Origin of the sequence: Jiella pacifica, assembly GCF_010500815.1 — a bacterium.
Lineage (GTDB): Bacteria > Pseudomonadota > Alphaproteobacteria > Rhizobiales > Rhizobiaceae > Jiella > Jiella pacifica.
Genome location: NZ_JAAAMG010000002.1, coordinates 269,213 through 293,852 on the forward strand (window position 1 = coordinate 269,213; position 24,640 = coordinate 293,852).

17 protein-coding genes and 1 tRNA gene are annotated in these 24,640 nt (G+C 65.8%); 8 read left to right on the forward strand and 10 right to left on the reverse strand.

Annotation, left to right across the window (positions count from 1 at the left end; genetic code table 11):
- Window positions 1-9: 9 nt before the first annotated feature.
- Together GTK09_RS03980 and bchF are read right to left on the reverse strand one after the other, a co-directional pair.
- On the reverse strand, window positions 10-1,338 hold the full coding sequence (locus tag GTK09_RS03980) for a ferredoxin:protochlorophyllide reductase (ATP-dependent) subunit N (protein ID WP_163461196.1): 1,329 nt from the start codon (window positions 1,336-1,338) through the stop codon (window positions 10-12).
- On the reverse strand, window positions 1,335-1,871 hold the full coding sequence (bchF, locus tag GTK09_RS03985; RefSeq protein ID WP_163461197.1) for a 2-vinyl bacteriochlorophyllide hydratase: 537 nt from the start codon (window positions 1,869-1,871) through the stop codon (window positions 1,335-1,337). Before bchF ends, GTK09_RS03980 begins: the two co-directional genes overlap by 4 nt.
- A gap of 207 nt (window positions 1,872-2,078) precedes the next feature.
- On the opposite strand from bchF, the gene GTK09_RS03990 reads away from it, so the two are divergent.
- From GTK09_RS03990 to GTK09_RS04010, 5 genes are all read left to right on the forward strand, one after another.
- Window positions 2,079-2,942 (forward strand): cobalamin B12-binding domain-containing protein, encoded by an 864-nt coding sequence (locus tag GTK09_RS03990; RefSeq protein WP_163461198.1) that lies wholly within the window; start codon window positions 2,079-2,081, stop codon window positions 2,940-2,942.
- Window positions 2,943-3,004: 62 nt separating this feature from the next.
- Window positions 3,005-4,432: a transcriptional regulator PpsR gene (ppsR, locus tag GTK09_RS03995; RefSeq protein WP_163461199.1), complete on the forward strand. Its 1,428-nt coding sequence runs from the start codon at window positions 3,005-3,007 to the stop codon at window positions 4,430-4,432.
- Between the two features lie 103 nt (window positions 4,433-4,535).
- Window positions 4,536-5,453 (forward strand): chlorophyll synthase ChlG, encoded by a 918-nt coding sequence (gene chlG / locus GTK09_RS04000; RefSeq protein ID WP_163461200.1) that lies wholly within the window; start codon window positions 4,536-4,538, stop codon window positions 5,451-5,453.
- A gap of 3 nt (window positions 5,454-5,456) precedes the next feature.
- Complete coding sequence (locus GTK09_RS04005) at window positions 5,457-6,797, forward strand: BCD family MFS transporter (protein ID WP_163461201.1); 1,341 nt, start codon at window positions 5,457-5,459, stop codon at window positions 6,795-6,797.
- Window positions 6,794-8,014 (forward strand): geranylgeranyl diphosphate reductase, encoded by a 1,221-nt coding sequence (locus tag GTK09_RS04010; protein ID WP_163461202.1) that lies wholly within the window; start codon window positions 6,794-6,796, stop codon window positions 8,012-8,014. The genes GTK09_RS04005 and GTK09_RS04010 overlap by 4 nt, the downstream gene beginning before the upstream one ends.
- Window positions 8,015-8,100: 86 nt before the next feature.
- On the opposite strand, the gene GTK09_RS04015 is transcribed toward GTK09_RS04010, so the two are convergent.
- From GTK09_RS04015 to leuA, 3 genes are all read right to left on the reverse strand, one after another.
- Window positions 8,101-8,754, reverse strand: a complete 654-nt coding sequence (locus tag GTK09_RS04015; protein ID WP_163461203.1) for a hypothetical protein — start codon at window positions 8,752-8,754, stop codon at window positions 8,101-8,103.
- Window positions 8,755-8,820: 66 nt separating this feature from the next.
- Window positions 8,821-9,633 (reverse strand): alpha/beta fold hydrolase, encoded by an 813-nt coding sequence (locus tag GTK09_RS04020; RefSeq protein ID WP_163461204.1) that lies wholly within the window; start codon window positions 9,631-9,633, stop codon window positions 8,821-8,823.
- 7 nt (window positions 9,634-9,640) lie between these two features.
- Window positions 9,641-11,323 carry a 2-isopropylmalate synthase gene (gene leuA, locus GTK09_RS04025; RefSeq protein ID WP_163461439.1) on the reverse strand — a complete coding sequence of 561 codons (1,683 nt, stop codon included), beginning with the start codon at window positions 11,321-11,323 and terminating at the stop codon, window positions 9,641-9,643.
- Between the two features lie 548 nt (window positions 11,324-11,871).
- On the opposite strand from leuA, the gene GTK09_RS04030 reads away from it, so the two are divergent.
- Together GTK09_RS04030 and GTK09_RS04035 are read left to right on the forward strand one after the other, a co-directional pair.
- Window positions 11,872-13,461, forward strand: coding sequence for a tyrosinase family protein (locus GTK09_RS04030; RefSeq protein ID WP_163461205.1), 1,590 nt, complete (start codon window positions 11,872-11,874; stop codon window positions 13,459-13,461).
- Between the two features lie 93 nt (window positions 13,462-13,554).
- A complete protein-coding gene (locus tag GTK09_RS04035) occupies window positions 13,555-14,256 on the forward strand; it encodes a hypothetical protein (protein ID WP_163461206.1) in 702 nt (233 codons plus the stop codon).
- Between the two features lie 28 nt (window positions 14,257-14,284).
- Here GTK09_RS04035 and GTK09_RS04040 read toward each other — a convergent pair whose 3' ends face one another.
- From GTK09_RS04040 to GTK09_RS04060, 5 genes are all read right to left on the reverse strand, one after another.
- Complete coding sequence (locus GTK09_RS04040) at window positions 14,285-15,187, reverse strand: cation diffusion facilitator family transporter (RefSeq protein ID WP_163461207.1); 903 nt, start codon at window positions 15,185-15,187, stop codon at window positions 14,285-14,287.
- Window positions 15,188-15,207: 20 nt separating this feature from the next.
- Entirely contained in the window at window positions 15,208-17,397 is a 2,190-nt protein-coding gene (locus GTK09_RS04045) for an anthranilate synthase (protein ID WP_163461208.1), read from the reverse strand.
- A gap of 261 nt (window positions 17,398-17,658) precedes the next feature.
- Entirely contained in the window at window positions 17,659-19,173 is a 1,515-nt protein-coding gene (locus GTK09_RS04050) for an aldehyde dehydrogenase (NADP(+)) (protein WP_163461441.1), read from the reverse strand.
- Between the two features lie 583 nt (window positions 19,174-19,756).
- Window positions 19,757-19,833, reverse strand: a tRNA-His gene (locus GTK09_RS04055).
- 202 nt (window positions 19,834-20,035) lie between these two features.
- Window positions 20,036-20,491, reverse strand: a complete 456-nt coding sequence (locus GTK09_RS04060) for a phasin family protein (protein ID WP_163461209.1) — start codon at window positions 20,489-20,491, stop codon at window positions 20,036-20,038.
- Between the two features lie 274 nt (window positions 20,492-20,765).
- Between GTK09_RS04060 and GTK09_RS04065 the strand changes: the two genes are divergently transcribed.
- Complete coding sequence (locus tag GTK09_RS04065) at window positions 20,766-24,620, forward strand: ATP-binding protein (RefSeq protein WP_163461210.1); 3,855 nt, start codon at window positions 20,766-20,768, stop codon at window positions 24,618-24,620.
- Window positions 24,621-24,640 lie beyond the last annotated feature (20 nt).

The following is a 24,640-nucleotide window of genomic DNA, read 5'->3' on the forward strand; positions in this document are numbered from 1 at the left end:
CCGCCTCCCCTAAACTCTCAGCCGCGTCTTGCGGTCGAGCGGGCGGGCGAAGAGGGCGGCGAGGTCGCCGGCCTGTTCGTAGCCCTGGATCGGAGTGAAGAGCAGCTCGATCGACCATTTGGTCGTCAGCCCCTCGGCCTCCAGCGGATTGGCGAGGCCGAGGCCGCAGACCGAGATGTCCGGCCGTGCGGCGCGGGCCCGGTCCAGCTGGCGGTCGACGTCCTGGCCTTCGGAGAGCTGCGCGCCCTCGGGCAGCAGCGCCAGCTCCTCGGCGAGATGCTGGCGGTGGAGATAAGGGGTACCGACTTCGGTCGGCTGCATGCCGAGCTCGCGCGAGAGCATGCGGGCGAGCGGGATTTCCAGCTGCGAATCCGGGAAGAAGAAGATCGAGCGGCCGGAGAGTTCGGCGAGAAACGGTTCCAGCGCCCGCTTCGCCCGCGCCTCGGCCGCTGCCGTCGCGGCCCGAAACCGCATCGGGTCGATGGCGAAGGCTTCTGCCGCCGCTTTCAGCCACAGCGTCGTGCCCTCGGCGCCGAGCGGGAACGGCGCGGCGATGCGGCGGGCGCCCCGTTCGTCGAGGACCCTCGCGGTCTCGCCGAGGAAGGGCTGGGCGAGGAGATAGCGCGTCGACGGGCCGACCGGCGGCAGGTCGCGGGCCCGGCGCGGCGGCAGGAAGCGGACGTCGTCGATCCCCATCGCAGCGAACAGCCGGGCGAACTGGTCCTCGACGACATCGGCGAGCGCCCCGACGACGAGCAGCTGCGGCGTCTCGGCCTTGCTGACGGGAAGCTGCGGCACCAGGGCGGCGAGGCAGTTGTCCTCGCCTTGGGTGAAGGTCGTCTCGATGCCCGAGCCGGAATAGTTGAGGATCCGCACGTCCGGAGAATAGCGCTCCGACAGCCTCGCCGCGGCGCGCGACAGGTCGAGCTTGATCACTTCCGACGGACAGGAGCCGACGAGAAACAGCATCTTGATGTCCGGCCGCCGCTCGATCAGCCGAGACACGGCCTTGTCCAGCTCCTCGTTGGCGTCGGCGAGCCCCGCGAGATCGCGTTCCTCCATGACGGCCGTCGCAAAGCGCGGCTCGGCGAAGATCATCACGCCCGCGGCCGACTGGATGAGATGGGCGCAGGTCCTGGAGCCGACGACGAGGAAGAAGGCGTCCTGGATCTTGCGATGCAGCCAGACGATGCCGGTGAGCCCGCAGAACACCTCGCGCTGGCCGCGCTCGCGCAGCACCGGCAGGTCCGAGCAGCCGCGCGACGGGGAAATCGCGGTTGCGGCGACAGCCGCGCCTTTGCCGATCGGCGTGCCCCGAGGAATGACCGCTCCGTTCATGCCGGCACCTGCCCCGCCGGCGCCACGGGCTGCAGACGCCCCTGGAGCCGTGCGGCCCGCAGCTTCAGGACGAACTGGGCAGCGTTGACGACATAGGCGCCGTAGCCGGCCAGCGCGACGGCGAACTGCTCGCCGGGCGTGCCGATACCGGCGACCAGCATGACGAGATAGGCGGTGTGGAGGGCGATGACGCCCATCGACACGGCGTCCTCCCAGAAGAAAGCGGGCGCGAAGAGCCAGCGGCCGAAGACCACCTTCTCCCAAATCGAGCCGGTGATCATGATCGCGTACAGTGCCAGCGTCTTGGCGACGACCGAAAGGACTGCGGTCTGATAGCCCTCGCCCGTCAGAAGATAGCGAAGCACCAGGGCAACGGAAACTAGGCAGATCAGGAACTGCAGCGGGGCGAGAATGCCCTGGACGAGAGTCCACACCGTCGCATCTCGCCGCGCCCGCTCGGCGGGCGTGTAAAGCGACCGCCACTGACCGGCGGCAGCGGGATGGTCCGGGAGAGATGAGTGAAACGGTGCCATGTCCGAAGTCTGCGGCTGACCACCCAATGTGTCAAGTTAAATTGACGTTCGCTATTTTTTACATTTTTATCCGACGGGACTGGATTGCAATATTTCCAACTTTGGGAGAAGCTTCGTGGATAATGATCGCCCGACACATGCAGACGCCGCGTTTTCAGCGCTTTGCGGATGCCTAGGAGGCAGGCGACGCTCTGGGAGGGGAGATCAATGGCAGGCATCCCCCAGTTGGCAGAACGGCTCTACCCCGACTTACGCGCACCTTCCAAGTGCACGGAAGTGTCCATTGACATTTACAATCCCGCTGAGCGGGACTGGAAGCACCGCCTTTCCGAGGCGATCGTGGCAAGGGTGATTCCGTCGCTCTACGCCTCCCATGGCGGGGTCGACCCACTCAACCGGCAAGCGAAAGCCACGGTCGAAATTCATCGCCGAATGGAGGCCGATCGCTTCCTGGGACTCGTCCTATCTGATAGCCCGGAAGCGCAGTGGCGCCATCTCCTCGATCTCCAGGCCGCCGGGATGGACCTCGAAACGCTGTTGATGGAGATCATGGCGCCCGCCGTTCGCGAGCTCGGCGAGATGTGGCTGAACGACCGGATGAGCTTCGTCGAGGTGACGACGAAATCGGCGCGACTGCAGCATATGATCCGTTCGCTCGGCCGGCCCGATTCGTTCCGGATGACCGACGGGCGCGCCAGCGTGTTGCTGGCAACGGCGCCCGGGGAACAGCACACCTTCGGCCTGTTCGTCCTGGCCGAACTCTTTCTCGCCGCCGGCTGGAGCGTTTCGCTCGAAGCGAATACGCGCCTCGACATGTTGTGCGAACTCGCCGAGACCCGCCGCTACGACGCGATCGGCATGAGCGTCGGCAGCGAGCGGTTCTTGCCGCCGGTGCGCGAGCAGGTGGCGACGCTCCGGCAAGCCACTCAATCGAACACGAGTCGCATCTTTCTCGGGGGATGGGCTTTCACCGCAGCCGCACAGTCGCTAGATGACTACGGAGCCGATCTCGTCGCACTAGACGGGCGCAGCGCTGTCGAACGGGCGGAAACGCTGCTGATCGATCGCTGAGACCTGCGGAGACGATTTCGGCATCGAACCGGGGGGACGGACGAGAGATAGGTGCCTTGAGGATGGAACATCCGAGCACTGGCCGGCAGTTTTCCGACCCGAGCCGTTCCTTTGCGAATCTCGAAGCCGCCCTCGTTGCGACGATGGTGACGGCAGCGACCGATGTCGCATTGCTTCTCGATCGATCCGGAACGATTCTCGACGTTGCCATGCGCGAACCGGATCTCTTCGGCGCGGTCGAAAAGACATGGATCGGCAAGAGCTTCGGCGATGTCGTCACGGTCGAGAGCCGGCAGAAGGTCGAGCGCATGCTCACCGAGCAGCCCGACCGGGAATCGCCGGCCCGGCGCGAAATCAACCACCCGATGCCGAACGGGCCCGACCTGCCGATCAGCTATTCCCTGCTGCCTTTGACCAAGAGCGGCATGCGCCTCGCCCTCGGCCGCGATCTGCGAACGATGGCGGCGCTGCAGCAAAATCTCGTCGAGACGCAGCTCGCACTCGAAACCGACTATGCGCGTCTGCGCAGCACCGAGACGCAATATCGCGTCCTTTTCGACACGGCGGCCGAGCCCATCCTTCTCGTCGACGCTGCGGCGCGGCAGATCATCGATGCCAATCTCGCGGCCCGCCAACGCCTCGAGAAAGACGGCAAACGCCTGGTCGGGGCGCCGCTCTCGAGCATCTTCGGGCAAGCCAACCAGGGTGACGTCGAGGCGCTGATCGCGGCGGCTCGCCGATCGGGCGAATCGGAGAGCGACGAGCTCGTTCTGTCGGCCGGCGAGGAAACGGTCGCCGTCGTCGTGCGGTTCTATCGCCAGCACGGCAGCAGCCGCATCATCCTGCGCCTCGCGGGCGACGAAGGTGCCGGCAAGCGGGCGATCGACGACGATCTCGTCGCCCGGCTCGGTCAGGCCTCCCCGGACGCCATCGCCGTCGTCGGGCCCGACAGGTCGGTACTGGAAGTCAACGAGAGCTTTCTCGATCTCACCGAAATCGCCAGCCGCAGCCAGGTCGTCGGCCGGCCGCTTGACGAGATCCTCGGCCGCCGGGGCGTCGAGCTCGGAATCCTGATGAAGGCGATCGACGGCGAAGGTTTCGTCCGCAATTTCGCCACCCACCTCAACACCCGCTATGGCGGAGTGGTCGACGTCGAGGTGAGTGGATCGGCAATTACCAAGGGCGATCGACGTTTCTATGGCTTCTCAATCCGCGAGACGTCGCGCACGTCTGTCAGGCCCGCAAACTCCGAACCCTTCCGCTCGGCCAACGACATGACCGGGCTGGTCGGCCGCGTACCGCTGCGGGAGATCATCCGCGAGACCGCCGACATCATCGAGCAGCTCTGCATCGAAGCTGCGCTCGAACTGACCCGCAACAACCGGGCTTCGGCGGCCGAGATGCTAGGCCTCAGCCGTCAGAGCCTCTACTCGAAGCTGCGGCGTCACAACATCTCCGGCAATTTCTCCGAAAGCGACGAAACCCACTGAAGGGAATGCATCGGGCCACCGGCGGTCGACAATTCACGGTCGACATGACGGCGAAGTGTCAAATTTTGTTGACACTCTTGCGCGCCCCGCCTAGCCTTCCTCCATGAGCCGATTGATCGCAGACACGCCGACCCGCATGCGACCGATGGTTTCGGCCGGGATCGAATTGTTGAAGCCGATCACCTGGTTCGCGCCCATGTGGGCGTTCGGCTGCGGAGCGATCTCCGCCCGGTCCATGGCCGAGCCGGATCGCCAGACCGTCTGGATTGTCCTGGCCGGAATCGTTCTCGCGGGACCGCTGCTTTGCGGTGCGAGCCAGGTGGTGAACGACTGGTTCGATCGCCATGTCGACGCGATCAACGAGCCGAACCGGCCGATCCCGTCCGGGCGGATGCAGGGCCGCTCGGCGTTCTATCTGGCGATCGTCTGGACCGCCCTTTCGCTGGCCGTCGCCTTCGCTCTGGGCCCCTGGGTCGGCCTTGCTTCCGCCCTCGGCTGCCTGCTCTCCTTCGCTTACAGCGCTCCGCCGCTGCGGCTGAAACGCAATGGCTGGTGGGGGAACGCCGCCGTCGCCTTCGCCTATGAAGGCCTCGCCTGGTTCACAGGCGCCGCCGTCGTCGCCGGCGGCCTTCCCGACGGCAAGATCATCTTCGTCGCCTATCTCTACAGCATCGGCGCCCACGGCATCATGACACTCAACGATTTCAAGGCCATCGAGGGCGACGTCGCGCTCGGCGTCCGCTCCCTGCCGGTCCAGTACGGCGCCAAGGCAGCGGCGCTGATCGCCTGCTTCGTCATGGCGCTGCCGCAACTCCTCGTCGCCGCCCTCCTCTTTGCCTGGAGTGCGCCGCTCTACGGCCTCGCCATTCTCGTGCTAGTCGCCGGCCAGGCGATGCTGATGCGCCGGTTCGTCGAGGACCCGCGCGGCCGAGCCCCCTGGTACAACGCAACGGGCACCAGCCTCTACGTCCTCGGCATGATGGTCGCCGCCTTCGCCCTCGGCGGCATCATCGGGAGCTAGACGATGGCACAGGGCGGTCTCTCCTGGCTGCAGATTCTTCGGCTGGCGCTGGTTCAGACCGGGCTCGGCGCAATGGTGGTGCTGACCACCTCGACGATGAACCGGGTGATGGTCGTCGAACTCGCCTTCCCGGCCATCGTCCCCGGAGCCCTCGTCGGCATTCACTATGCCCTGCAATTGATGCGCCCGCTCTTCGGCCACGGCTCTGATGGCGGCCGACGACGCACGCCCTTCATCGTCGCGGGCCTTGCAGTCCTCGGCCTCGGCGCCATCGCCGCCTCCGGCGCGACGGCCTTGATGCAGCACCACCCGACGGCCGGCATCGTCGCGGCCATCCTCGCCTTCGCGGCGATCGGCGTCGGCGTCGGCGCGGCGGGAACCAATCTCCTCACCCTCGTCGCGACCCATGTCGCCGCGGAGAGGCGCGGGCCCGCCGCCACCTTGATCTGGATGATGATGATCTTCGGCTTCGTCGTCACCACCGGCGTCGCCGGCCAGGTCCTCGACCCCTATTCGCCTGAGCGGCTGATCGCCGTGACGGCGGCCGTCTGCGCCATCGCCTTCCTGGTCAGCCTCGCCGGGCTTGCCGGCATCGAGAGGCCGCCGAGCCCGGCGGAAAGCCGCGCACCGTCGGCTCCCAAGCCGGCCTTCCGTCAGGCCCTGAAGGAGGTCTGGCGCGAAACAGAAACCCGCCGCTTCACCATCTTCGTCGTCGTCTCGATGCTCGCTTATGCCGGCCAGGACCTCATCCTCGAGCCCTTCGCCGGCATCGTCTTTTCGATGACGCCCGGCGAGACGACCGCGCTTTCCAGCGCCCAGCATGGCGGGACGTTTCTCGGCATGCTGCTGGTCGCGGTGATCGCGCCGATGCTCGCCCGCCGCGTGGCCGGAGTCCTGACGGGCCTCTCCGTCGCCGGCTGCCTCGCCTCGGCCCTGGCGCTGGCCATGCTGGCCGGTTCGGGCCTCTTTCCCGGCTATCTCCCGATCGGCGCCCTGGTCTTCGCGCTCGGCCTCGGCAACGGCGTCTTCGCCGTCGCCGCCATCGCCAAGATGATGGCGCTCGCCCGCGAGGGCGCACGCGGGCGGGAGGGCGTGCGCATGGGCGTCTGGGGCGCGGCGCAGGCGATCGCCTTCGGTGCCGGCGGCTTCCTCGGCACCCTCGCCGTCGATCTCGCCGGCCATGTCCTCGGGGCCGGTGGCGCGGCCTATGCCGTGGTCTTCGCCGTCGAGGCGCTGCTCTTCCTCGTCTCGGCGAAGCTGGTGATCGGCATCGTCCGGCCGCGTCCACTAGTTCAGGCCGAGAAAGAAGAGTCCCTTTCATCCAACGAGGTGGTGCCGGCATGAAAGACGAGACAAGCGACATCGCGTTCTACGACGTCGTCGTCGTCGGCGGCGGCCCGGCCGGCGCCACCGCGGCACGGACCCTCGCCGAGGCCGGCCACTCCGTCGCGCTCATCGATCGGGCGGGCCGCATCAAGCCCTGTGGCGGCGCCATTCCGCCCCGCCTCGTCCGCGACTTCGACATCGCGCCGGATCTGCTCGTCGCCCGCATCGCCAGCGCCCAGATGGTCTCGCCGTCGGACAAGCGCGTGCCGATGCCGATCGACAACGGCTATGTCGGCATGGTGGATCGCGAACATTTCGACGAGTGGCTGCGCGAGCGCGCGGCGGCGGCGGGGGCGACGCGCTTCACCGGCCGCTTCCAGGCGATCGAACGGGAGGGCGAGCGCACCTTGGTCCGCTTCCAGCCGTCCGGCACGGGCGAAGACGGCGCCGCGGCGCCCGAACGGCTGATTTCCACCCGCCTCGTCGTTGGTGCCGACGGCGCGCGCTCGGCCGTCGGCCGGCAGGCGATCCCCGGCGCCGACAAGGTGCCCTGCGTCTTCGCCTATCACGAGATCGTCCGTGCCAAGCCGGCCAGTCCCGAAGCCGACTACGACCCGGTGCGCTGCGACGTCTATTATCAGGGCCGCATCTCGCCGGACTTCTACGGCTGGGTGTTTCCCCATGGCGAGACCGCCTCGATCGGAACCGGCAGCGCCATCAAGGGCTACGGCCTCAGGCCGGCAGTGGAGCGGCTGCGGGAGACGGCGGGCCTCGCCGACGCCGAGACCCTTCGCCGGGAAGGCGCGCCGATCCCCCTGAAACCGCTGAAGCGCTGGGACAACGGCCGCGACGTGATCCTCGCCGGCGATGCGGCAGGCGTCGTCGCCCCGGCCTCGGGCGAAGGCATCTATTACGCCATGGTCAGCGCCGAAATGGTCGCCGACGCCGCTAAGGCCTTCCTGGCCACGGGCAACGTCAAGGCCCTCGCCTCGGCGCGAAAAGCCTTCATGCGCGAACATGGCCGGGTGTTCTGGATTCTCGGCATCATGCAGACCTTCTGGTACCGGTCCGACAAGCAGCGCGAGCGCTTCGTCTCGATCTGCCGCGACAAGGACGTGCAGCGCCTGACCTGGGAATCCTACATGAACAAGAAGCTGACGCGCCGCGATCCGGCGGCGCACTTACGCATCTTCTTCAAGGATCTCGCCCATCTCTTCCGGCTGGTCTCGCCCTGAACCTGCGGCATTGACCGCCGGGCCCGGAATGCCGTCGGGGTTTGCCGGCAGGGCCAGGCCGGCTGGCGAGAGAGAATGCCGGCCGGTCAGCCTGGAATGGTCACGCCGCGATAGGAGGCGATGGCGAGCAGGATGGCGGCGCCGAGAACCGCGCCGATCATCAGCCAGACCAGCGCGATGGCGAAGTCGCTGGTCTTCGAGCGCTGCGGCTTTGCCTCCGACTTTTTCTTCGTCTCGGGGATACGCAGCGGCTCGTCCTGATCCTCCACCTGGCGCAGGCTGCGGCCGTTCGCATAGCCCTCTTCGGCGCCCATGGCGTCGTCGGCGGCATAGGCCTTTTCGCGCTCGACCATGCGGGCGGCGACATAATCGGTCACGCGGTCGGCGATCGCCCGGGGCTCGGTGGATTCGGCCATGGTCAGCCGGCCGATGCGGGTCTCGCGGACGAAGCGGTAGGTGCGCCTGTCGCGGGCCATCATGACGTTGGCGGTGCCGTCGATCCACAGCCGGGGGTGGCTGCCGCCGGAGATGGTGAAGTCGAAGAAGTCGTCGGCGGGATCGAGCTCGCGGACGATCGGGTGAAGCTCCTCGGCAAGGATCTCCAGACGCGCCCGATCGGCCTCGCGAATGTCGACGACGACGTCGGAGCGATGCGCCGCCGCAATCTTCGCCTGACGAACGGCGTCTGCCAGACGCTTCGTTCCCATCAGCTGCGCGATGTTGTCTCTCGACTCGCTCATTCCCGCCTCGAATCGACCCAGTAACCCAAAATTAACCGTAACGGGCTTTGCGAGCGAAGGAAACCATCACCGCGCCGACGCAGCTTCGGTTCCCGTCGAGGCCGCCCTCGCCATCGCCCTGCGAATGGCGGCAAGCGTCTCGTCCGGCACCTCCAGCGTCAGCATGTGCCCGACACCTGCAAGCCGGGTGACAGTGAAGGCGGCGGGAAGGTTTTCGCTCTGCGCGACCGGCGTGACCGGATCCGCCTCGCCCCAGAGAAGCTCGATGGGGATGCCTGCATCGGCGATGGCACCGAGCGGCAGCACGCCCTGCCGGCCCGACGAAAACAGCAAATCGAAGACCTGCCGGATCTCCTCACGCCCCTCTCGGTCGCTCAAGCCTTCCAGGGCCTGCGCATGAACGGCAAATGCTTGCGCCACCATACCCTGCAGCGCGGCGATCTGGTCCTCGTCCGTCCGTGCATCCATCATCTTGCGGATCGGCGCGACGCCAATCTCCGGACCGAAGCCGCCCGGCGCCAGCAGCGTCAAAGAAAGGACCCGCGCCGGTTCGAACAGGGCCATCAGGCAGGCCACCGCGCCGCCCATGGAATGGCCGACGACATGAACCGCATCGATGCCGCGGCGCTGCAGCTCGGCGATGACCGCCCGGGCCGCGACCTTCGGCGGACCGAAGCCGGGATAGTCGCGCGACCGGCCGTGGCCCGGCAGATCGAAGGCCAGGCAGTGACGGCCCTCGGCGGCGAAGGCCGCGGCGAGCGGACCAAAGACCTCGGCCTGCCCGTCGAACCCATGCAGGAACACGAGCGGCGGCTGATCGCCGCCGCCCGCTTCGGTCGCGTGAAGACGCGTCGGATCGTTCGATGTCGCCCCGTTCAATGCCGGCTCACTCAGTGCTGGCCCGCTCGGCGAGGATGCGATTGACCGCCGAGACGATGGCTTCCAGCGAGGCCGTCACGATGTTCTTGTTGATTGCCGCGCCGAACAGCCGGCCGCCGGGATGGGCCATCTCCATGTAGCAGATGGCCCGGGCATCGGAGCCCGCCCCGAGCGAGTGCTCGGAATAGTCGAAGACCGAGACCTCAATGTCGAGATGGCGCTTGAGCGCGTCGACGAAGCCGTCGATCGGCCCGGTGCCGTGGCCCTCGATGGTAATTTCCTTGCCTCCATCGACGATGGTCGCCTCGACGATCCGCTCGCCCTTCACGTTCTGGTTCGGCCGGGTGAAATGGTCGACGAATTTCAGCCGCCCTGCCGGCTGCTCGACATAGCGCTCGATGAAACGGTTGTAGATTGCCTTGACCGGCAGCTCGACACCGGTCTCGTCGGTGATCCGCTGGATGTCCTCGCGGAACTCGATCTGCAGGTTGCGCGGCAGGTTGAGCCCGTAATCCGCCTGCAGGACATAGGCGATGCCGCCCTTGCCCGACTGCGAGTTGATGCGGATGATCGCCTCGTAGCTGCGGCCGACGTCCTTCGGGTCGATCGGCAGGTACGGCACCTCCCAGATCTCGCTGTTGGCGGCGCGCCGGGCCTTCATGCCCTTGTTGATCGCGTCCTGATGCGAGCCGGAAAAGGCGGTGTAGACGAGTTCGCCGACGTAAGGATGCCGCTCAGGGATCGCCAGCTTGTTGCAGTATTCGTAGACGTCCTTGATCTGGTTGATGTCCGAGACGTCGATGCCGGGATCGATCCCCTGGGTGTACATGTTCAGTGCCAGAGTCACGAGATCGACATTGCCGGTGCGCTCGCCATTGCCGAACAAGGTGCCCTCGACGCGGTCGGCGCCGGCCATCAGGCCGAGCTCGGTGGCGGCGATCGCCGTGCCGCGGTCGTTGTGGGGGTGCAGCGAGACGATCAGCTTGTCGCGGTTGTCGAGGTTACGGCACATCCATTCGATCTGGTCGGCATGGACGTTCGGCGTCGACATCTCGACGGTGGCCGGGAGGTTGACGATCAGCTTGTTCTCCGGCGTCGGGCGAATGATCTCGGCAACGGCGTTGCAGATCTCGGCGGCAAATTCGAGTTCGGTGCCGGTGAAGCTCTCGGGGGAATACTGAAAGCGGTAGCCGCCGCCGGCCTTTGCCGCCATGTCGGTGATCATCTTGGCCGCATCGACGGCGATCCCCTTGATCCCCGCCCGATCCTTGTCGAACACCACCCGGCGCTGCAACTCGCTGGTGGAATTGTAGAAATGGACGATCGGCCGGACCGAGCCTTCCAACGAGTCGAAGGTCTTCTGGATCAGCTCCGGCCGGCACTGGACGAGCACCTGCAGCGAAACGTCCTCAGGCGCGCCGCCCTGTTCGATGCACCAGCGGGCGAAATCGAAGTCGGTCTGCGAGGCCGACGGAAAGCCGATTTCGATTTCCTTGAAGTTCATCGCCAAGAGCAGCGCGAAGAAGCGGGCCTTGCGGTCGTGACCCATCGGGTCGACCAGCGCCTGGTTACCGTCCCGGAGATCGACCGAGCACCAGATCGGCGCCTCAGTGATGGTCTTTCCCGGCCAGGTGCGATCGGGCAGATCGATGGTGCCGTAGGGCCGGTATTTCTTCGGCGCGCCGGCCATGGTGCGCGGCGGCTCGTGGGCTCGTTCCGCCGGGCTTGCCGTCTCGGCGCCGAAAGGTGTGATGGGACTGACTGACATCGGGTTTGACCTTGATCGCTCGGTACGCCCTCGCGGGGGCCCTTACGCCGCCTTCATGCGGGAACGCGTCCGAGATTGCACGGAATTTGTGGGATGCAAGGGGCAAGGCGAAGGTGGGTCAGACCGCGCCGGCTCGACCGCCGGACGCCCCTTCGATCAATGGGTCCGACGGCCGCCGCTAAGGAGGAGAAGAAGCGGAAGAAGGACAAGCGACGCCGTGGCGCTGAATGCGCGCATACCGATGGCCGAAGAGGTGGCGGGCGTCGAGATCATGACGAGAAGGTAGCCGATTGCGTTCGAATTGCAAGACCGGTCGCGCGCGCCTGGCAAAGAACGGTGACCAGCCGCGTCCTGGTGGGGGAGAGCGTAAAAACTTTTCGTGACGCTAGGTAAGACATGATGCATCGATCTTGCATTCGTCTTATGAAGATGTCCGGGGCTCGTCACTTCCTCAGGTCAAGGCCGCTCCCATGCAGTTGTCCAGACGTGGTGTTCTCAAAGCCGTCGCATCGCTGACGATGCTGGGCGTCCTGCCGTTGAGTTTCGAGCAGATGGCCAACGCCCAGCCGGTTCGGGTCCGCTACGATGCCCGCACGGCCGAAGGCAAGGAGATGCTGAAGACCTACGCCCGCGCCGTCGGCATCATGAAGCGGACCGGCGCCGGCACGCCCGCATCCTGGACGTTTCAGTGGTACACCCACGCCGTCAGCGGCTCGACCTCGAAGCTCGCCGAACTGAACCGGATCTATGGCAGCCAGCCGAACCCCGATCGCGATCTCGCCAATCTCGTCTGGAGCACCTGCCAGGCCCATGGCAGCGGCACGTGGCAGCCGAATTTTTTGCCCTGGCACCGGGCGCTGATCCTGTTCTTCGAGGATACGATCCGCCGGGTGGCACAGGATGACGGCTTCACCCTGCCCTATTGGAACTACACCGAGGATGCCTCGATTCCGGTGGAATTCCGCCAGCCGAACGACCCGCTCTTCGCCTCTCTCTACCAGGGGAACCGCAACCCCGGCATCAACACCGGCACGCCCTTGACCCAGGTGCGGGGCGGCCTCCCGGGCCAGCTCCTGTCCCTCGACGTCATGGGCGAGCGGCAATATTACGCCGGGCCCCAGGGGGTGCCGCAGGGCTTCAACGAGCGCATCGACAACGAGCTGCACGGCTTCATCCACGTCAATACCGGCGGCACCGAAAACATGGGATCGGTGCCCTTCGCCGCGCAAGATCCAATCTTCTGGATCCACCATTGCAACGTCGACCGAATCTGGGCAGGCTGGAACGCTGATGGCGGCCGCAACCCGACCGGCCGGAACTGGGCGACCCAGCAGGTTCACGTCTTCGCCGATGCGAGCGGCAGGCGGATCGAGGTGTCGAACGGCCAGGTCACGGCGATCGAGCCGCTCGGCTACAGCTACGACGTCCTGCCGCGCCGGCAGGCGGTCGTCGCGTCGCGCGAGAGCGGGCCGGCGATCGGCCTCAGCGGAGCGGCCGCGGTGAACGACATCCTCGGCGGCGGCACGCAGATCGCCCAGGCCGCCCAGGCCGGCCAGACCCCGGATCTGCAGGCCGCCGATCCGGGGCAGGATCCCGACCAGGCGCGGGCGGCGCAGAGCGAGATGATGGCAACGACCAACCAGCCGCTGGTGCTCGGCGCGGCGCCGACGGCGATCACGCTGACGCCGTCGCGAACCGGCGCATCGGTTCAGAGCTTCGCGCTCGAGCTGAAGAACTCGCCGAAGCGGCAATATCTCGTCCTCAGCGGCATCAAGACCGACATCCAGCCCGGCACGATCTACAACGTCTTCGCCGGCCAGCCCGGCAGCCAGCCGGCGACGGGCGGCAGCCGGAACTATGTCGGCTCGCTGCAGTTCTTCGATGCCCAGCCCTTCGGCGCCGACACCGCCGCAAAGCCGGTGCGTTTCGTCTTCGACATCACCGACAAGATCCAGTCCGGCGTCATCACCGACCCGCTCAGCTACTACGTCGTTCCGGCCGACAATCCGGAGGCGGGCGCCCAGCCGGTGGTCGGCACCATCGAGCTTTTCAACGATTGATTGAAATGGTAGCTTTGCATAACATAGAATATGAGCACGACTCAGATGCTCCGATCAAATATGCGGAAATGAATATAACTTCGGAGAATTAAGATGCCCGATAGCTATATACAAGCGTACAATCCATCTCACGACAAATATTTCTATGATTCATATCTTCCACGCCTCGCAAAAAACTATGAATCTTTCAGCACTTTTTTCTATACTATATATAGTATTTTTATGGTTTTTTCTGTATTATCAATAATTATATCACTCATCGCGATGGCACAGAGCGGTATATTTGGCTTTCTTAACATAACTTTTGTTGCTATAAATTTCTTCATTATAGTTTGGATCTCCAATTTACTTCGAGATTTCTTCAAAATACAATACGAAAAAACGGTTCACGAGAACAAGACGATGGTTTCATTCCGGGAGTCCACAATGGAAAAGTCTAATGAAATATTGTTTAAGGCACAATCTCGCGCGGATAGTATTGTAAATACGTTGACCATTGGCGGATCTGTATCCGGAATTGTACAAATTGGATCAGGTCATTCAGCAAATCAGGTCAGAACGCAATCAGATGAAAATGATATACGAAATTCTTTAGCACTCCTAATCGCTTATTGTGAACAATCGAATAATCCGACTGCCTCTCAAGCAGCAATTGAATTTCGGGAGGAGGCGAGCAAAGATTCTCCAAGCCAGAATGTCCTTTTAACACTATGGACACGGATGGTCGCTGCGCTCCCCATCGTCGCGCAAATAGTAGGGATTACAGGCGGAATTATGAAACTTCTTACAACATAGTAGTCCGTAGATTTTGCAATATTTTGAATCACAGCACCGGCACGCCGGTCTGCTTGGCCTCGTCCTCCGGCTCGACATGAATGAGCACCGTCGCGCCGGCGAAAAGCTCCTGCAACGCGTCCTCGATGCGGTCGCAGATCAGGTGGGATTTCGCCACCGTCATCTCGCCGGGCACGACCAGGTGGAACTCGATGAACATCGCCCGGCCCGCCAGCCGGGTCTTGAGGTCGTGCACCTCGATGGCGCCGTCGGCATTCAGGGAAATCGCCTCGCGCACCTTGGCGTCGGATTCGGCGTCGATCGCCTGGTCCATCAGTCCTGAGAGCGACGAGGTGACCACCCGCGTGCCTTCGTAGAGGATGTTGAGCGCGACGAGGGCGGCGAGGATCGGATCGAGAACGGTCCAGCCGGTCGCCGTCGCAACGGCGAGACCGGCGATGACACCGACCGACGTGACGACGTCTGCGCGGATGTGACGCCCGTCGGCGGAGAGCGCCGGCGACCGGTGGGTCCGGCCGAGCCGGATGAGGAGGGTCGCCCAGACGGCGTTGATCACCGTTGCGGCGCCATTGAGGAGGAGGCCTTCGAGCGGCGCCTCGAACCCTCGCGGGTTCCAATAGGCGCCCCAGGCCTCGTTCAGGATGAGCAAGGCTGCGACGACGATGAGGACGCCCTCGACCACCGCGGAAAAGTACTCGGCCTTGGTGTGGCCGAAGTGGTGGTCGCTGTCGGCCGGCTTGTAGCTGACCGTGACCGCCCACAGCGCGACGAGGCCGGCAACGACGTTGACGATCGATTCCAGCGCGTCCGAAAACAGCGCCACCGAACCGGTCAGCACATAGGCGTAGTATTTGATCGCGAGGACGACGAGCGCGACGGCGACGGTCGCCGCCGCCATTCGCTTGGCGATCGGGGCTTTGGTATCCGGCATCGTCGAACTCGCCGCCGTCGTCAGGCGGCTTTCTCCCTGGCACGTCGGGGCAGATGGGCGACGACGTTCTCGATCATCCGCATGCCGGCGTCGCCGCCGAGCGTCATGATGCTTTCGGGGTGGAACTGCACGGCGGCGACCGGTTCCGTCCGGTGCTCGAAAGCCATGACGATGCCGTCGTCGGTCTCCGCGGTCACCTCGAAGTCGCGCGGCAGGCGCACCGGATCGGCGAAGATCGAGTGGTAGCGCCCGACGGTGATCTCGGCCGGCAGGCCGGAGAAGATGATGCCCGGCTTGTCGATGCGGATGCGCGAGGGCTTGCCGTGCATCGGCACGTGCAGGGTCCGCAGCGCACCGCCATAGGCTTCGGCCAGGGCCTGCAGGCCAAGGCAGACGCCGAAGATCGCCGCGCCCCGCGCCCGCGCCGCAGCGATGGTGCCCTTGCAGTCGAAGTCGGACGGCATGCCCGGGCCGGGCGAGAGGACGACGAGATCGGGGTCGATGCGCTCGAAGATCTCGGCAGGCACCGGGGTGCGGACGGTCGCTACCGTCGCTCCGGTCTGGCGGAAATAGTTGGCCAGCGTGTGGACGAAGGAGTCCTCGTGGTCGACGAGCAGGATCCTGAGCCCCTCGCCCACCTTCGCGGTCTCACGGGCGCCGGCCGCAGCGTTCGAGGCTCCGGCCTCGCGGATCGCGCCGAGGAGAGCAGAGGCCTTCAGCTCGGTCTCGGCCTCCTCTTCCTCCGGGTTCGAATCGTAGAGCAGCGTCGCTCCGGCGCGCACTTCCGCGATCCCATCCTTGAGACGAATCGTGCGGAGCGTCAGGCCGGTGTTCATGTCGCCGTTGAAATGCACCATGCCGACCGCGCCGCCATACCAGGCGCGCGGGCTCTTCTCGTTCTTCTCGATGAAGCGCATCGCCCAGAGCTTCGGCGCGCCCGTCACCGTCACCGCCCAGGCGTGGGACAGAAACGCGTCGAAGGCGTCCATGCCGTCGCGCAGCCGGCCTTCGATGTGGTCGACCGTGTGGATCAGGCGGGAGTACATCTCGATCTGCCGTCGGCCGATGACCTTGACAGAGCCCGGCTCGCACACCCGGCTCTTGTCGTTGCGGTCGACGTCGGAACACATGGTCAGCTCCGACTCGTCCTTCTTCGAGTTGAGCAGCTTCAGGATCTGCTCGGAATCGGAAATCGCGTCCTCGCCGCGCTTGATCGTGCCGGAAATCGGGCAGGTTTCGACCCGCCGGCCGTTGACCCGGACGAACATCTCGGGGCTCGCGCCGATCAGGAACTCGTTGTCGCCGAGATTGATGAAGAAGGAATAGGGCGACGGGTTGACCGCCTTCAGCCGCCGGGAGATCTCGGAGGGCAGGTGCTCGACGCGTTCGTAGAAGACCTGGCCGGGGACGACCTCGAACAGATTCCCGCGGCGAAATTCTTCCTTGGCCTTGCGCACCAGCTCGGAATATTCGCCGGGTTCATGGTCGCCGCGGGGCGGAATTCGGTCGGCCGGCGCGAAGGGCGCGGTCGCCCCACCGCGCTCCAGCGTTTCGGTCGAAGCGCCGTCCATGGCGAAATCGTAGCGAGTGACGAAGGCCGAGGCGGAGTAATGATCGACCTCGACGAGTTCGTCCGGCAGGTAAAGGACGAGGTCGCGGCGGTCCGGGTCGCGGCCCTGGACCTCGGCGACCGGGTCGAACTGGAAGGCGAGATCGTAGCCGAAGGCGCCGTAGAGGCCGACGGCGTCGTCCTCCGGCGAGCGGAACAGGGAGACGATCCGGCGCAGGATCGAAAACACCGTCGGGATCCGCGAGCGCTCCTCCTCGGTGACCGCGACGGTCGGCTCGGCGACGGCAACGTCGATGCGGGTCTCGCCCACCGAGATCGAGGCGACCTCCTCGCAGCCTTCGAGCGCCCGGGCGATGAAACCGGCGAGCACCCGCCCGCGCGCGTTCAGCGCCTCGATCCACAGCGAACGCCCCCGCGAGGCGATTGCCAGCGGCGGATCGACGAAGGCGACGTCCTGGCGGGTGTAGCGGCCGGGATATTCGTAGTTGGAAAAGAGGATCGCCCCCCGCCGGGTGTCCAGCCGGTCGAAGAAAGGCTCGATCGCGCCGGTATATTCGATCGCCTCGCGGCGCCGGGTGATTGTCACACCGCCGGCCGTCACGTAGCGCTCGGCGCCGTCCCGAAGCTCTTGGCTCGCCATGTCCTAATCCTCCGTGTCGGCCCCGCTGGCCCGGACGACGAAAGCAAAAAGGCCGCCCGGTTCACGAGGCGGCCTTTTCGTTCGAGATCACGGGACGTGTCTGAGCGGCCGCTCTTTCAGAGCGTCCACCACCAGTTCATCGCCGTGACGACCATTGTTTCCATGGGTCACCGATAGCCGGTGAAGGGGCAAAGGGCAATGGGCCCGGGCGGCGATTCACCGCCCGGCCATCGACTTGTCGGAGCGCCCTGCCCACGCGCCTCACTTCAGGTCGGCGGGAAGGATCGCTTCCGGGATGCCCTGGTAGCAGACGGGCCGCAGGAAGCGGCGGATGGAGAGCGTGCCGACCGAGGTCGCGCCGAAATTGGTCGACGCCGGATAGGGGCCGCCATGGACCATGGCATCGGCGACCTCGACACCGGTCGGAAAGCCGTTGGCGAGGATGCGCCCGGCCTTGCGCTCGAGGATCGGCAGAAGCTTCGCGGCCGCCTCGGCGTCGCCCGCATCCATGTGCAGCGTAATCGTCAGCTGGCCATGGACGCCCCTGGCGAGCCGCTCCATCTCGGCGACGTCCTTGACACGCACGACGATGCCGAGCGGCCCGAACACCTCCTCGGTCAAGGTCTCGTCCTTGGCGAAGACCTCGCCGGTGGTCTCGAAGATGTAGGGCGACGCATGGCGAGAGGCGTTCGCCTCGCCTGTCAAAGCGGTGACACCGGGCGTCGCTTCGATCCGGGCGGCGCCCTTGCGATAGGCTTCGGCGATGCCCTCGGTCAGCATGGCCTGCTTGGTGACTTCCTTCGCCGCCGCGACGGCCGCTTTGACGAAGGCATCGGCGCCCTCGCCATCGACGACGATGGCGATGCCGGGATTGGTGCAGAACTGGCCCGCGCCCATGGTGAGCGAGCCGGCCCAGCCCTTGCCGATCGCCTCGCCCCGCGCCTTCACGGCCTCCGGCATCAGGAACATCGGATTGACCGAGCCCAATTCGCCGAAGAACGGGATCGGCTCGGGCCGGGCGGCGCACAGGTTGAACAGCGCCCGGCCACCGCCGAGCGAGCCGGTGAAGCCCACCGCCTTGATCAGCGGATGGGTGACGAGCGCCTCGCCGACGTCACGCTTGCCGCCTTGGACGAGCGAAAACACGCCGGGATGGAGACCGTGCTTCTTGATGGCCGCGTCGATCGCCTGGGCGACGACTTCGCCGGTGCCGGGATGTGCGCCATGGCCCTTGACCACCACCGGGCAGCCGGCCGCAAGCGCCGCGGCGGTATCGCCGCCGGCGGTCGAAAAGGCGAGCGGGAAGTTGGAGGCGCCGAAGACCGCGACCGGGCCGATCGGCCGCTGGATCATCCGAAGGTCTGGCCGCGGCGCCGGCTGGCGGTCGGGCATGGCGGCGTCATGACGCCGGTCGAGATAGGCGCCGTCGCGGATGTGGCTGGCGAAGAGCTTCAGCTGGCCGGTGGTGCGACCGCGCTCGCCCTGCAGGCGGCCGGCGGGAAGCCCGCTCTCCTGCGTACCGATCTCGGTGATCTCGTCGCCGCGCTTGTCGATCTCCTCGGCGATCGTCTCGAGGAAGGCGGCGCGGTCCTCGCGGCTAGAATAGCCGTAGGACCAGAAGGCGTCTTCGGCAGCCTTGGCCGCCGCATCGACGAGTTCCGGCGTGCCGATGGAAAATTCCCGCGGCTCGCCGGTCATCGGCTCGGATTTGAAGCTCGCGCCGGAGCCTTTCCATTCGCCCGCGATCAGATGCTTGCCGGTAATTTCCAGTGACATGTTCGAACCTTTTTCGCTATTCATCAGTGTTTCGTCGCTTCGAGCCGCGCCCCTCGTCGGTCGCGGTGATCGGTCGAAGAGTGGGGCGCCGGGTCAAGGCCGCGCCTTGCTGCGCCCTCTCGCCAACGGGACCATCGGCCGCGGTGACGCCGGCCGCATTGCCCGCGATCCATCATGGGTGCAAGCCGTCCCCATTTTGCCTCGGAAGACCGGCCCGGCCCAAATGCATATACAGGCGTCAGTCGTGACGCCCGGCCCATTCTTGCGGAGAGGCGGCGCTGCTTCCCGCTCGTGGTCTGACGACCGAGTGGATCTCGTTCAAGCGGAATTTCCGAATCGGACATCGGACACGACGCTAGTCGAAACCCGGCACCGGAACGTCGAATCCCATCCACCAGCCAAGATCTAGCCGACATGCGGGAGGAATCGAGAGGGCAGCACCTCTCTTTTGCCGAAAAACCGATCGGCCGAACGAGATCCTGGGCGACCAACGGCCCGCCACCACCCGGCCTTCCGACCAGAGGAGCAAGTGAAGGAACCGATGATCTCCGCATCGACAGCGGGAAATGACTGGAATGAGAAATGGTACGGTTGGGTGGTCTCGAACCACCGACCTCCGGAGCCACAATCCGACGCTCTAACCAACTGAGCTACAACCGCACGAGAGAACGAAGCGTCGCGAGCTCTTGTCTCGCCCCTTCGTCCTGACAGACCGGATAGTGATTTTCGCCAGCCGATGCAAGCCCGCAGACGGACGAGAACAGCCTGATCCGGGCTAAAAAATAAGGGCCGCGTGTGGCGCGACCCCCTCAAATCTCCTCAGGCCGCACACGAGCGGCGGCCCGAAACTCGTATCATGGGCTCAGTTGCCCTTGGACGCCTTCTGGAAGGCATCGCGGCCCGGCTTCATCATGTCCTGCGCGACGGCCTGGGTCAGCGTCTGCATTTCCTTCACCTGATCCGTCGCCATCTCGACCTGCTTGCGCACATAGGCGGTCTGCATTTCGATCATCTCGGCGAAGGTCTTGGCGGTCATCATCGAGTCGAGATGCTGGAAGCCGAGTTCGGCGTTCGTGCGCATCGCGTCGATGGCGCGCTTGGAAAGCTGCAGCGAACCCTGGTGAGCATTCTCCATTGTCGATTCGAGCGCCTTCGTGGCCTCGTCGGCGGCAGCCTTCATGCGACCATAGGCCTCCTTGGACTGCTCCATGGACTTCTGGGTCATCGAACGGAAGGTCTCGTTCATCTGGCTCGGATCCATCCCGAGCATCGACTGGGCGTTCGGCATGGCGAAAGGGTCTCCGCGGGTCTCGGACATATGGCTATCTCCTCACATCGTGTTCTTGTCGTCTGGAAGGCCCATTCCTTCCTTTCGAGCCCTTACATAACATCGATTATATTGCACTGCAACATGAGGCCGATCAAATTTTCCGCAATTGCTCACTCATTAACCCTTTCGAAAGTCCGCTGTGTGGGATGGCACGAGGTTCTTTATTCGCTCCGCCCAGGTCACTATGAATGAAAGCTTAAGACGAAAAGCGAATTGACGGGCCTCACCGGCGGCGCGTGTGGCGGAAGCAACCAACGAACCCATGGCGACCACCTTCATGCGACAGACGCTGGCCATCATGGCGAACCCTGCCGTACGCGGGGCCAACGCCGCAGACACCGCAGTTCTGGTTCTTTCCCCGGATCTTTCCCGCCTCGTCTGGGCGAATGCGGCCGCCGCGCAGACTTTCGGCCTTTCCTCTCCCGGCCCGCAACAGGGCGCGGACGGGCATCCAGGGATCCTCGCCCAGCTGTCGGGATCGGCCGGGGTTCTGGCTCGCAAAGGGCAAACGTCGCTCCTTCTGCGTGCCCATCAGGGCGTCCGCGCCACCAGCCTTACGGCCGAACTGCGCCTTCTGACCATCGAGGATGGCAGCTTCGACGGACGTAAGGATCATGCGCTGTTGACGATGCGAACCGTTCGTTCGGCCTATCGTCCGCAGGATCGGGACGGCGCGCTCATCCGCGAAGCCGGCCTTGCGGAGGATCGGGCGGCTCGCCTCGTACCGGTTGACGCCGTGGCGACCGTCGCACCGCCGGACGATCTGCCCGCCGTCCAGGCGATCGCCGCCTTCCTCGCAGGCGGCGAAGGCGTTGCGGACGTCGTCTCGAAGTCGGGCGAGTCTCTTCTGCTGGCGCGCGTCGCCGACGACAGATTGTTCGTCGCGCCAGGCAAGAATGGCGCACCGATCCTCTCCGAAGCCGAGTCGGCGCCGCCCTCGACTGCCCAGGCCCTGTCGCAATCCGCCGCCCCGGCGCAGCGAACATCGGTGCATTTCCGCTCGAACTGGGCAAGCAATGCTTCGACTGCAGTCCCGCCGCCGAGGGTCGACGCGCAATCGCCGGACGACGGCGATCGCTCGGAAAGCGACGGATCGGCGGAAGCCGCCTTCGACGAGGTCTTGTCCGGAGAGGCCCCGAGGGAGCCAATTGCCGAAAGCGCTGAGACGCGGAACGTTACGACCGCGGCCGGCGAGGATCGCTTGGCAGGCGTGGCGTCTGGCGAGGCAGAAACGGCGGCAGGATCGCCCTTGGAGCGGGCGGCCGACCCGCGGCCGCTGCGCCGGCACTCGGTCTGGACCGTCGCCGCACCGGCAAGCGGCGAAACCGCTCCGGACGCCAGCCCGGCCGAAGCGCCGCAGCAGGGCGCGCCGGACGCCAGCCAGACGGATCGACCGGCGCCGACAGAGCCGAATTCGGGCGCTTCGTCGCAGCTTGTGTCGGCGAGCGAACCTCGGCTCGACATCCGCAAGGACGAGGACGAACCTGCACCGGCCGGGAACACACTCTCCGGCACCGAAGACGCTGCCGACTGCCCCAAGCCGGCATCCGACGTGCTCGATCCCGGCGTCGCCGCACCGGCCGAAACGGAACCCACCTTGGAGGACGAAGCCGCGACACGGCCTTCCGAACTTCCGCCGCAGCCTTCGGTCGAGCACGGCGTCGCCGACGACGAAGCCGCGGCGCCGTCCGCCGATTCCGCAAACGTTCGCCCGGCGAGAGCCTCGGACTTCGCGGCACCTGGCGACGGTGCGGAGCCGGCAGCTGCCGACGCGTTTCACGCCCGCACCGGCGGCGATCCGGTGCGCTTCGTCTGGCGCGTCGACAGCGAAGGCCGGTTCCGGTCGCTGTCGCCCGAATTCGCCGATGCCGTCGGCCCGGCCTCGGCGGCCGTTCTCGATCGCAGCGTCGATGAAGTGGCGCGGGCCTATCGGCTCGACGAGGACGGCGCCTTGCGGCGGCTCCTGTCGCGTCGCGACACATGGTCCGGACGGACGGTGATGTGGCCACTCGAAGGCACGGCCAAGAAGGTGCCTGTCGATCTCGCCGCGCTGCCGATCTATGCGCGCGATCGCAGCTTCGACGGGTTTCGTGGCTTCGGCGTCGTGCGTCTCGCCGATGCCGTGGAAGACGCGGACGCGATCGGTCTTTCGCCGGCCGCGGCACTGCGCGACGTTCCGCCCGCCGATCCTTCCGCGGGAGAGCCGGCCGACAAGGCGCTGGAGGATTCTCTCCCGCTCTTCATGCGCAGCGTCGGCGCGTCGACGCCCCCGATCAACTTCGGTCGCCGCGATCCGGAAAGCCGCCCGTCGGCACCCGCCCCGGCCGCCGACCCGCCGGCCGCGCCGGACGAAGCCCAGAAGCGCCCCGCCGACAAGATCATCCGGCTGGAGGAACGCCGCCGCGCGCCGAACGCCAGTCTCAGCCAGTCGGAGGAGGCCGCCTTCCGGGCGATCGGCGAGACCTTGACGCAGGAAGGCTCGCAGCCGCGCGATCTCGCCGAGGCGGTGACTGCCGCCTCGAAGCGAATCGGCGCGATCGAGGAGGCCCGCCAAGCGGACATCGACACGGCCGGTTCGGGCGGCGAGCCGAACGGTGCGCCGGCGGCCGGATCGAGCGATCCTGATTTCACTGCTGCCCTCGAGCGGGCCTACGGCACAATTCCCATGCCGATCCTGGTGCAGGCCGCACAGGAGCTCGTCTATGCCAATCGCGAGTTCCTCGATCTGGCCGGCTACGCCGATCTCTTGGCGCTGAAGTCCGCCGGTGGCTTCGACAGCCTGATCGTCGACCGGCAGGAGGGCGATGCCGATTTTCTTCGGCTGCGACGCAGCAACGGCCAGACGATGGCCATTCGCGCGCGCATGCAGCGCACCAGCGTCGACGGGACGTCCTGCCTGCTTTTCGCCTTCTTCGCGACGCCGCGCCTGTCGCTCCTCTCGCGCGAGACGATCGAGGCGGCCGACATGCCGGCGCCGGGCGTCGCCCGCGGAGTTCTCGAGGATCCCCTCCTCGGCCTTGCCGCCGACGGCATCGTCCTCGTCGACGAGGACGGCCTCGTCACCGCGATGAGCGAGCCGGCACAGCGATTGTTCGACATTCCGCCCGCCGACGTTTCCGGCCGGCCCTTCGTCACGCTCTTTGCCCATGAGAGCCAGAAGGCGATCAAGGGCCTGATCGGCGGGCAGCAGGACGGCGAGCCCGCTGGAGCGGAAAGACAGGCGGAGCGTGGGGCCAAGTGGATCGCGCGCCGCGACGTGATCGGCCGGGTCGCCGGCGGCGAGTTCCTGCCGCTTTCGGTCTCGCTCGGGCAAGTGCCCGGGACGAGCGGGTTTTGCGCGGTCATCAACGACATCACGCCGTGGAAGCGGGCCGAGGAGACGGCGCTCCGCGAGCGCGCCAATGCCGAGGCTTCGAATCTACAAAAAAGCACCTTCCTGGGGGAAGTCGCACAGGAGATCAAAGACCCCATCGACGCGATGATCGGCTTTGCCGACCTGATCGGGACTGAAACCCTCGGGCCGGTCGGCAATGAGCGCTATCTCGAATATCTCGACGACATCAAACGCTCGGGCCACCAGGTGATCGATCTCGTCACCATCCTGCACGATCTCGCCAAGGTCGAAAGCGGCAGGCAGGAGCTGACCTTCGAGGCGGTGTCGCTGGCAGAAATCGTCACCGAGGTGACCTCCGTCATGGCGCCGCAGGCCAACCGCCAGCGCGTCATCATGCGCACGCACCTGCCATCTTCCGTGCCGCCCGTCGTCGGCGATCGCGACACCATCCGCCAGATCGCAACCAATCTCGTGGCCAATTCGATCCGCTCGACGCCGACAGGCGGACAACTGATCGTCTCGCTGCGATACGAAGACGAGACGGGCGTCTCGCTGCGATTTCGCGACAGCGGCGTCGGGATGCGGCAGGACGAGATCGACAGTGCGTTGCACGGCCCTGGCACCGGCTATGCCTCCGCCGGCGCCGAGACCGGCCGCCTAGGCCTGCCGCTCACCAAGGCGCTCGCCGAAGCCAACCGGGCCGAGCTTTCCATCGTATCGGCACCCGGCGAAGGCACTCTCGTCGAAGTGCGCTTTCCGCCGTCGCGCGTCCTGCTCGACTGACGCGGGACCGCCGCGAGCAC